This window comes from Actinomyces urogenitalis DSM 15434, assembly GCF_000159035.1.
Classification (GTDB): domain Bacteria; phylum Actinomycetota; class Actinomycetes; order Actinomycetales; family Actinomycetaceae; genus Actinomyces; species Actinomyces urogenitalis.
This window is the reverse complement of the sequence record NZ_DS999574.1, coordinates 41249-50983: the sequence shown is the minus strand read 5'-3', so window position 1 is coordinate 50983 and position 9735 is coordinate 41249. Positions and strand designations below refer to the sequence as shown.

7 protein-coding genes and 1 tRNA gene are annotated in these 9735 nt (G+C 69.5%); 5 read left to right on the top strand and 3 right to left on the bottom strand.

Annotated features, from left to right (window positions below):
• The first annotated feature begins 95 nt into the window (after window positions 1–95).
• A complete protein-coding gene (locus tag HMPREF0058_RS00195; protein ID WP_006547617.1) occupies window positions 96–1337 on the top strand; it encodes a hypothetical protein in 1242 nt (413 codons plus the stop codon).
• Window positions 1338–1347: 10 nt separating this feature from the next.
• Here the strand turns inward: HMPREF0058_RS00195 and HMPREF0058_RS00190 are convergent, their stop codons facing one another.
• Both HMPREF0058_RS00190 and HMPREF0058_RS00185 read right to left on the bottom strand, forming a co-directional pair.
• Window positions 1348–2727 carry a DUF4032 domain-containing protein gene (locus HMPREF0058_RS00190; RefSeq protein ID WP_006547616.1) on the bottom strand — a complete coding sequence of 460 codons (1380 nt, stop codon included), beginning with the start codon at window positions 2725–2727 and terminating at the stop codon, window positions 1348–1350.
• A gap of 568 nt (window positions 2728–3295) precedes the next feature.
• On the bottom strand, window positions 3296–4423 hold the full coding sequence (locus HMPREF0058_RS00185) for an ABC transporter ATP-binding protein (RefSeq protein WP_006547614.1): 1128 nt from the start codon (window positions 4421–4423) through the stop codon (window positions 3296–3298).
• A 221-nt stretch (window positions 4424–4644) separates the two neighbouring features.
• Here HMPREF0058_RS00185 and HMPREF0058_RS00180 point away from each other — a divergent pair, with 221 nt between their 5' ends.
• From HMPREF0058_RS00180 to HMPREF0058_RS00170, 3 genes are all read left to right on the top strand, one after another.
• Window positions 4645–6522 carry a serine/threonine-protein kinase gene (locus HMPREF0058_RS00180; protein ID WP_006547613.1) on the top strand — a complete coding sequence of 626 codons (1878 nt, stop codon included), beginning with the start codon at window positions 4645–4647 and terminating at the stop codon, window positions 6520–6522.
• Between the two features lie 147 nt (window positions 6523–6669).
• The gene (locus HMPREF0058_RS00175; RefSeq protein WP_034237330.1) at window positions 6670–7497 is read left to right on the top strand and encodes a DsbA family protein; all 828 of its coding nucleotides are present in this window, start codon (window positions 6670–6672) and stop codon (window positions 7495–7497) included.
• A 135-nt stretch (window positions 7498–7632) separates the two neighbouring features.
• A tRNA-Thr gene (locus tag HMPREF0058_RS00170) sits at window positions 7633–7708 on the top strand.
• A gap of 149 nt (window positions 7709–7857) precedes the next feature.
• Here the strand turns inward: HMPREF0058_RS00170 and HMPREF0058_RS00165 are convergent.
• Window positions 7858–8535, bottom strand: a complete 678-nt coding sequence (locus HMPREF0058_RS00165; RefSeq protein ID WP_006547611.1) for a uracil-DNA glycosylase — start codon at window positions 8533–8535, stop codon at window positions 7858–7860.
• A 196-nt stretch (window positions 8536–8731) separates the two neighbouring features.
• Here HMPREF0058_RS00165 and HMPREF0058_RS00160 point away from each other — a divergent pair, with 196 nt between their 5' ends.
• A complete protein-coding gene (locus HMPREF0058_RS00160) occupies window positions 8732–9388 on the top strand; it encodes a LytR C-terminal domain-containing protein (RefSeq protein ID WP_006547610.1) in 657 nt (218 codons plus the stop codon).
• Window positions 9389–9735 lie beyond the last annotated feature (347 nt).

Below are 9735 nucleotides of genomic sequence, written 5' to 3'. Positions count from 1 at the left end.
GGGCTCCCGGCCGCGGCCCGATACTGACACAATGGGGCTCGTTGACGCGCCGGCCCACAAGGCTGGTCGCACCGCCACCGACAGGAGGCCACCTCATGGCACAGGACACGGCTCAGCGCTGGAACCGCACCGAGGGCGTACTCATCGCACCCCGGTCCACGCCGCAAGACGTGGAGGAACGCCTGCGCGAGCACGGTGTGGTGGCGCGCATGGAGTGGTACCCCTCGACCGTCCACCTGCTGAGTCTGACCCTGCTGTCTGACGCCGAGGGCAGGGTCGCCGTCACTCCGCCCTCACGCGGCGGCGTCGTGCCCGGGATCAAGGTCTCTGAGCTGGCGGAGGACCTCGCGCGTGAGCTGGCTGCTGACGCCAGCATCGGCCCGGCGTCGTTTGACGCCCTGCCGCAGGACGTCGAGCTGCCCCAGATCAGCACGGGTGGCTCGGCCACCAGCCGCACCGTCGTCGTCTCGCCGTTGAGCGCCTACACGGTTCCGCTGCAGGCCACGCTGCTCGAGCGTCCGCTGGCGGTCGCCTCCGCTCCCGGGATCGACCGTCGCATCGTCATGTACAGCGGCCAGGGACCTGAGCTCGGTGCCTTCGGCTGGGATGACGAGTCCCTGCCGGCTCTCATCCTCAGCGCGGACGAGCGCGATTTGTCCGTGCGCGCCGTCCCCACCGGGGAGAGCGAGGATGACGCCGTCTACTCCTGGTCCATGACCTCGCGCTACGTGTGGGGCTCGGTCGATGAGCCGGGTCCGGCGCTGCGGACCCTGGTGGACGAGATGCTCACCGACTCCACCGACGCTTCAGTCATCGCCGCGGCGGTCCCCGGGGCCGACGTCGAGGCGGCGGCCCAGGCGCTGGCTGAGCCCGGCACTCAGGGACTGGCGGCCATGATCACGGCGCTGGGACTGCCTGGCTGGATCGAGGACGTGCTCACCGGCCGTCTCGCTCCGGCTGAGGTCCCGGGCGCCGTCGTCCACGAGCCGCGTGGGTTGTCTAACGCCGTCAGCCGCTCGGTGGGCATGATGCTGCGCGATCCGGAGGTCCCCGGTTCTGCCTACTGGCAGCGCTACGTCCAGGCCGTCACGGAGATGCCGTGGCTGATCCGCGCCGGCGCTGCGGTGCAGGCCGGTGTGGGCGGCGCCCTGATCGGCGCCGCGATCCGGCGCCGCAACCGCACCGGCGAGCTGCCGGGTGGCTTCGTGGCGGTGGGCGCCCTGCTGGTCTTGGACGCCGTGGCGGAGACCTCGCTGGCCTCGTGGACGCGGCATCGTGAGCTGCGCCGTCGTGCTGACGAGGAGACGGCTCTCGTGACCGAGGAGCTGGGGGCCTGAGCCCGGGCCGCTACTCCTCGCCCTTGAACTTCATCCCCGCGGTGAAGCCCATGGGGTTGAGGGCGTACTGGTTGGCGGTCTCCTCGTCGCGGGCGGCGAACTCGGCGTCGTCCTCGGGGACGTCTTCCTCGTCGTCGGCGAAGATCGCCTCCATCTCCTGGGTGTCGCCCAGGGACAGGTAAGACTCCTCGTCCCAGTGCTGGGGCAGGACCGTTGCCACGTAGTCCGCCACGGCCTCCTCGGTGGAGACGTCACTCTGGCGCTGCTCGGACATGTACCAGCGGTGCTCCAGGACCTCGTGGAAGATCTCGGCAGGCTCGATCTTGCGTCGCAGCTCCACCGGGACGGCAGCGATCGTGGGCTCGAAGACCTCGGCCAGCCACGCGTGCGCGACCAGTTCGATCGGCTGGTCCTCGCGCCCGGTGTAGGTGCGGTAGGCCTCCAGGTTATTGAGCATGCGCTGGCCCTGACGCTCCTGGACGTCCAGACCCGTCAGGCGCATGACCTGGCGGTGGTAGTGGCCGGCGTCGACCACCTTGGGCTGGATGACCACGCGGGCACCCGAGCCGTCTGCCTCGGTCTTCATCGACAGCTCGCCGACGTCGAAGCCGAGCTCGTTGAGGCGCTCCACGCGCTGACGCACGCGCCAGCGCTCGCTCATGGGGAAGCTCTCCTTGGCGGTGAGCACCCGCCACAGGTCGGTGTAGCGCGAGACGATGCGGTCGCCGACCTCGATGGTGTCGACGCTGGGCTCCAGGAGGGCGCCGGCCTGGAGGTCCATGAGCTCGCCGATGATGTTGGTGCGTGCGACGTCGATGTCGTACAGGCGCTTGCCCTCGGTCAGGCCCTCGGGGTAGAGCTCGCCGGTCTCGGCGTCCACGAGGTAGGCGGCGAAGGCACCGGCGTCACGCCTGAACAGGGTGTTGGACAGCGAGACGTCTCCCCAGTAGAAGCCCAGCAGGTGCAGGCGTACGAGGAGTACGGCCAAGGCGTCGATGAGACGCGTGGCGGTCTCAGGCCTCATGTACTGACTGAACAGGGCGCGGTAGGGCAGGGAGTAGGACAGGTGCTCCGTGACAAGCACGGAGTTGAGAGGTTCGCCATCCAGGTCGCTACGGCCCGTGATGACGGCAGTCGGCGTCACGCAGGGGGCGCCCAGGCGCACGAGGTCTCGCAGGAGCTCGAACTCGCGGTAGGCGACGGACTCGCCGATCTCCTTGACGGCGATGACGCGCTCGGAGAGGTTGACGAAGCGCACGATGTGCCGGGACAGGCCGCGGGGCAAGGCGGCCAGGACATCAGTCGGCCACTGCTCAAGCGGGATCTCCCACGGCAGGTCGAGCAGCGCGGGGTCAATGGTCGCTGCGGTGATCTGCATGGACTGTGGCATGGGCTCATCCTCTCAGAACTCGGCGTCCTTGGCCTACCCGCGGGCCGATTCAGATTGGGGACAACCGGCTGGGGTGCCTCCCTGCCGTCGGTTGAGGTCATGGGCAGATCGGTTCTGGCGCTGGTGGCCTTCGGGCTCCCCTCCACCTCCGTCGGTTTAGGTCGGGAACAGTCGGTTTGGTTGTGGCGGGGATGGGGCTTGACTGTTGAGGGCCTAAGGCGACGGGGGTGCGGGGCCGGCGAGGTAGGCGTGGGTGGTCGGTTTAGGCTGGGAACAGTCGGTTTGGTTGTGGCGGGGATGGGGCTTGACTGTTGAGGGCCTAAGGCGACGGGGGTGCGGGGCCGGCGAGGTAGGCGTGGGTGGTCGGTTTAGGCCGGGAACAGTCGGTTTGGTTGTGGCGGGGGCGGGGTTCGACTGTTGAGGGCCTAAGGCGACGGGGTGTGGGCGTACCTGGGTAGGAGCGGCGCAGGGACGCAGGCGGTTGCGGGTCTCAGACGACGGCGAGCCCCGCACCTCGCGAGGAGGAGCAGGGCTCGCCATCATCCGGTCACGCCGGACTCAACGTCGCTCAGGCTGGCAGGCGCTTGCCAGTGGAGGCGGAGAAGATGTGCGCCTGGCCGGGGCGGATGCGCACGTGGATCGTGTCGCCCGGCTGCGGGGCGGTGCGCGGAGGAACGCGGACGATCACCTGGCTGGAGTCCTCACCGGATCCCAGCTTCTCGTCCGAGCTCTCGGCGCCGACCAGCTCGCCGTAGATGTAGGCGTCCGAGCCCAGCTCCTCGACGAAGGACAGGCGCACCGGGATGGAGTGCTCGTCCGTCTCGGAGACGACGTCGAGGGACTCGGGGCGGAAACCGATGACGATCTTGCCGCCATCCTCCGGGGTCATGGCGTCCAGGGTGGCCTTGGACAGCTTGACCTTGGCCGAGCCCAGGGTGGCAACGTCACCCTGAACGGTGAAGCGGCCCAGGTTCATGGCCGGGGAGCCGATGAAGCCGGCAACGAACTCGTTGGCCGGGTGCTCGTACATGTCGCGCGGGGTACCGACCTGCTGCAGGACGCCGTCCTTGAGGACCGCGATGCGGTCACCCATGGTCAGGGCCTCGGTCTGGTCGTGGGTGACGTAGACCGTGGTGACACCGAGCGAGCGCTGCAGCGAGGCGATCTGGGTGCGGGTCTGGACACGGAGCTTGGCGTCCAGGTTGGACAGCGGCTCGTCCATGAGGAAGACCTTGGGCTTACGCACGATGGCGCGGCCCATGGCCACACGCTGACGCTGACCACCGGACAGAGCCTTGGGCTTGCGGTCCAGGTACTCGGTCAGGCCCAGGATCTTGGCGGCCTCCTTGACGCGCTGCTCGATCTCGGCCTTGGGGGTGCCGGCGATCTTGAGAGCGAAGCCCATGTTGTCCGCGACCGACATGTGCGGGTACAGGGCGTAGTTCTGGAAGACCATGGCGATGTCACGGTCCTTCGGCTGGACGTCGGTCACGTCCTTGTCGCCGATGAGAATGCGGCCGGAGTTGACGTCCTCCAGGCCGGCGAGCATGCGCAGGGAGGTCGACTTACCGCAGCCGGAGGGGCCGACCAGGACGAGGAACTCGCCGTCCGCGATCTCGAGGTTGAGCTCGTCCACCGAGGGGCGGTCGTTGCCCGGGTAGATACGAGTGGCGTGGTCAAAGGTGACGGTTGCCATGGGATGCTTCCCTTCACCGGCAGGTACGTGCCGGACGATCCGTTGTGAAAGGTGCCTATGCGTGTCCGCATTGACACGTGCTGGTGGCAGGGTGCCGCCGGCTGGCTCATTGTGTCACAGTTCGGAGGCCGATGGACAATTCGTTTCCTGAGAACACGTCACATGCTGTATGGATTGAGTCACATCACGTGCGTCTGTGGGTCCCCCGGTACTGTGGCGGCATGTCCGTGAGTCCGCAGGAACCCGCCACCACGCGCCTGGCCAGTGTGGCTCCCGGCGCGCAGGTGGGCGGCTACCAGCTGCTCAGGCGCCTGGGCGCGGGCGGCATGGGAGTGGTCTGGGAGGCCCGGGACGCTGACGGCCTGCACGTGGCGATGAAGATCCTCCACCCACAGGTGGCTGCGGACCCCGTAGCGCGCAGGCGCCTGGAGCGAGAGGCTGGCGTTCTGGCACGGGTGCGCGGTCCCCGCGTCTCGCGCATCCTGGATATCGAGTCCGGGGACGAGTCGGATGACGGGCTGAGCTTCGTGGTCACCGAGCTCGTGGACGGCCCGAGCCTGCAGACCGAGGTCGAACGAGAGGGCGCCTACGCTCTGCCGCGGGACGCCGCTGACCTGGCCGACCTGGCTCACGGACTGGTTGAAGCGCTTGAGGCTGTTCATGCTGCCGGCGTCATCCACCGCGACCTGAAGCCTTCCAACGTCATGCTCGGCTCGGCGGGACCGGTGCTCATCGACTTCGGGATCGCCCAGGTCGCCGACGACGTCCGCCTGACCCAGACCGGCCTGGTGACCGGTACGCCCGGCTTCATCCCGCCTGAGATGCTCGACGGCGGTGAGCCCGACCCGCAGGCCGACTGGTACGCCTGCGCCGGCGTGCTGCTCTTCGCTGTCACGGTTCGCCCGCCCTTCGGGTCGGGGCCGTGGCAGACGGTCTTCCACCGTGTCTACGAGGGGCGCGCCGAGGTTGGGCCGCTGGAGGAGCAGTGGCCGGCGCTCGCCCGCGCCTTCGAGGCGGCTCTGGCGCCCCGTAGCGAGGACCGCCTGGCCATGGGGGACCTGCTGGCGGTGATCGACGACGTCGCCGAGGGTGGGGACGGATGGGTCGGCCCGCTGGCCAGCATGGCTGCCACGCAGGATGACGCCGAGGTGCCCTACGGGATCATGCCGGAGGCCGCGCAGGACCCGGGTGAGCGCACAGATGTGCTGGTCGCGCCGTCGTTCCCGACGACGGCGAGGCCTCCCTCGTATGGCGTCATGCCCGCGCGCCCCGCCCTCCAGGGTGAGACTGCGCCGGCGACGGCGCCGCTCCAGGCCTGTGACGAGCAGTCGACCTGGCAGCCGCAGACCGCGGTGATGGCGCCGGTCGCGCAGCCGCCCCAGCCGGCGGTTCCCTACGCTCAGCCTGCGCCCGTCGAGCCGGCGTGGGAGCCAGGCCCGGGCGGTCCGGGTCAGTGGGGCGGCGTGGGAGTGCTGCCGGACTGGGCGCGAGAGCCGGCCTCTCATGGAGGGGTTGTGGCCTGCTTCGGCCTGCTCCTGGTAGCACTGGGCGCCTGGGCGCCGTCGTGGGTGTGCAGCCTGCTGGTGGTGCTCACGGTGGCGGCTGGGACTGTGGGGCGCGCGAGCCAGGCGCTGCGGTGGCGGCGTCTTCAGCGTGGTCAGGCGCTGGGGGGAGACCTGGCTCGGGCATGGATGATGACGCCCTTCTATCTGCTGCGTTCGGTGCTGGTGACGGGGGTCGCGCTCGTGGTGGCGCTGGTGGTGCTGTGGGCGTCGGCCTATCTCTTGGGGCTGGTGCCGCAGGTGTCCTCCCCGACCGGGTACGTGCTGGGGGCCGAGCTGGGGCAGCCGCGCCAGGAGGGAGTCTCGGGCATGGTCCAGGTCGCCGTCGTCGCGATCGGTCTGTGGGGGCTGCCTGGGGCGAGGCCGGTGCGGCGAGGAGCGGCACAGGTGGTGGAGGGCGTAGCGGCGTCGCTGGCGGTGCGGGTCGCGATCGGGGCGCTTCTTCTCGCGGCGACGACGGCGGTGGTGGCCTCGTTCCTATCCGGCACCCTGGTCCCGGTGCCGGGCACCTCGGTGCTCACGCTCCTGGCGGGCTAAGGGGTGCCCTCCCCGCGGAGGAGGCGGAGATGGCGTGGGTCTCAACTTCGTTGATGAGTGGCGCTCGTCCGTGGTGAACGCCTATCGTGGCGGTGCCGAATGATTGATGATTCATTCGTCAATCTCACCGACGCTGAGGAGACCCGCGTGGCTAGCAACAGCACCCGTCCGACCAAGGCTGAGCGCCGCTCGGCTGCTCGCGCCCAGGCGCAGGCCCTGCGTGAGGAGCAGGAGCGCAAGGAGCGTCGCGCCAAGATCACCCGCCGCTCCCTGCTGGGAGTCGGCGCGCTGGCCGTGGTGGGTGTGGGTGCCGGTCTGGCCTACTCCGCGCGCGAGGACGGCTCGCAGGGCTCGGCCGCCGTGGCTACGGGCAAGGCGAATAAGGACGGCGTGCCCTCGGTGGTGCTGTCTGACGGCTCCTGGAGCTACGGCAAGGGCATGGTCGCCGGCACCGTCAACGACGGCGCCAAGGTCCTGGACGTCTTCTTCGACTACTCCTGCCACTTCTGCGTTGCCTTCGAGACGCTTCACGCGGACGAGATCACCGACCTGGTCAACGCCGGCACGGTCACCCTGGTGCTGCACCCCTGCAAGATCCTGGGGATGGACTGGACGGATATGGTCATGAACGCCCAGGGCCTGGTCCTGGACGAGGACCCTGAGCACGCCCTGGAGTTCCACAACACCGCCTCGGCGCTGTTCACCAAGATCTACAACGCCCAGGACACCAGCATGATGACGGCGGACAACCTTGTTGCCGCTGCCACCGAGGCGGGGGTCTCGCAGGAGGTCAGCACCAAGTTCGCTGATGCCATCAAGGCCAACACCTACGGTGCGTGGACCGAGCTGGGCACCCAGACCTTCCAGGACAAGGGCTTCACCGGCACGCCCACGATCCTGCTGGACGGCGAGAGCGTGGACCTCAGCGCGATCGGCACGGCCACGGGACTGACTGACCTCATCAAGAAGGGCTGATCCGGCGTCGTGCACCGGTAAGCCGGGGCGTGGTGACGGCTGCGGCCGCGGCCGGCCCGGTGGGTTCGGCTAGCCCGGCCGGTGCCGTTGGCGGGTTGGTCAACACAGGCGTCAGCCAGGTAGGCTGGCGCGCGCGCCGTCTTAGCTCAGTTGGTAGAGCAGCTGTCTTGTAAACAGCAGGTCATCGGTTCGAGCCCGATAGACGGCTCCAGACTTTCCCCCGGAACCACGCGGTTCCGGGGGATCGTGCTACCTGGCTCCCGAGGGCGGGGACGCGTTGTGAACACGTTGTGAGCGTGCCCCGATGCGGCTAATGCGCGCTCCGATATGACTCAAGCACGCCCCGACGAGGCGGCGCCGTCAGGGCAGGCGCCAGTCCACCGGCGCAGCCCCTTGCTGGGAGAGCAGCTCATTGGCACGGCTGAAGGGCCGTGAACCGAAGAAGCCACGGGAGGCGCTCAGCGGCGAGGGGTGGGGCGAGGCCACGATCGGCGTCGTGCCCAGCATGGGGGTCAAGGACTGGGCGGGCCGTCCCCACAAGATGGCCACCAGCGGAGTCTGGCGTGCCACGAGCGCCTCGATCGCCCGCTGCGTGACCGCTTCCCAGCCCCAGCCGCGGTGAGAGGCCGGGGAACCAGGGCGGACGGTGAGGACCCGATTGAGCAGCATGACGCCTTGACGTGACCAGGGGGTGAGGTCCCCGGAGGTGGGTCGAGCTACGCCGAGGTCATTGACCATCTCAGTGAAGATGTTCTCCAGGCTGCGTGGTGGACGTACTCCCGGCTGCACCGAGAAGCTCAGGCCCATGGGGTGCCCGGGCGTGGGGTAGGGGTCCTGCCCCACGATGAGGACCTTGACGTCCTGCATGGGGTAGGTGAAGGCGCGTAGGACGTCGGTGCCGGCCGGCAGGTAGCCTCGGCCGGCAGCCACTTCCTGGCGCAGGCGGTCACCGATCTCGTGGATCGTCTGCTCCACGGGCGCCAGGGCCTGGGCCCAGGACGGATCAACCAGCTCGGACAGGGGTCGCGCGTCACTCACGGGATGAGCCTAGGGCCTGCCTCGTGGGGATGGCTGGCTCCCGGGGCATGTCAGTCCCGTGGGAGGGCTGGCTCCTGGGATCTGCCAGCGCTGCGCGGCAGGCCGTGGTGGCCGTGGTGACTGCGGCGCACGATGCCGTCGTCACAGGTTCGGGGTGTCTGCCCCGCGATCGCGCCCCAGCGACTATTCTCACGACGTGTCTCCTTACGAGTATCCCGACGACGAGTTCGACGCCCGCAACGACGAGGCGCACGAACCCATCGGCGTTCACCGCGCCCCGGTTCCGGCATGGCGCAGCTGGGTGCCGCTGCTGGCGGTGATCGTGATCGTCCCGCTGCTGGCCTGGGCGGCCGTGACCCTGCTGGGCAAGGCCGGATACACCGCGCCCTCTGCGCAGGGCTCTGCCTCGGCTTCTGCCACCGCGGAGCTGGCTGGCGGCGAGGAGGCCACCGAGGCCACGGCGGCCGCTGAGGGTGAGCAGACCGCTGCCCCGCAGGAGTCGGCTGCTGGTGAGAGCGAGCCGGTCCAGACCGAGGAGCCGGCGGCGCCAGCCGTGCAGGACGCGGACCTGACCACGGGCGTGACCATCCACAACGGCAGCTCGGTCAACGGCCTGGCGGGGCGCACCGGTGACCGCCTGGCCAACGCCGGCTACACGGACGTCAACGTCCAGCAGGGCGTCTACCGCCAGTCCACGCCGGAGACGACGACGATTTACTACGCCTCGGCAGACAACGAGGCGACTGCACGTGCTATCGGCGAGGCCCTGGGGATCACCAACGTGGTCGAGTCCGCCGAGGTGGCCCAGTCCAACCCCATCGTCATCGTCCTGCGCTCGGACTTCACGGAGTAGGGCAATCGCCCGCCCACCTCGCTCCGGGGCCACGTGGCGTGGCCGTATCCCCGGCCGCCTGAGTCGTCGCGCGATGCTGGCTGGCGGCGGGCTGACCCTGGCGGGAGCGTGGGGTGCCCAGGCGTCCCGGTGTGCTCCCAGGCCTCTTCCGGGGCTGGCTAGTGAGGGCGTGGCGCTGGGGCCCGGCGGTGTCCTCGTTCCCCTACCGGTCGGGGCGCGTTGCCGTTACGTGGCGGGGACGCGGGTTCCGGCCTGGGTGTCGCTGCCCGAGGGGCTGGAGGGGCTCGTTCGCCTTCCGAGCGAGCAGGAGGCCGACCGCCTCATCGCACAGGCCCGTGAGCGACGCG

Coding starts and splice junctions, on each gene's coding strand:
- HMPREF0058_RS00195 (WP_006547617.1), top strand. CDS start 96: ATGGCACAGGACACGGCTCAGCGCTGGAACCGCACCGAGGGCGTACTC.
- HMPREF0058_RS00190 (WP_006547616.1), bottom strand. CDS start 2,727: ATGCCACAGTCCATGCAGATCACCGCAGCGACCATTGACCCCGCGCTG.
- HMPREF0058_RS00180 (WP_006547613.1), top strand. CDS start 4,645: ATGTCCGTGAGTCCGCAGGAACCCGCCACCACGCGCCTGGCCAGTGTG.
- HMPREF0058_RS00185 (WP_006547614.1), bottom strand. CDS start 4,423: ATGGCAACCGTCACCTTTGACCACGCCACTCGTATCTACCCGGGCAAC.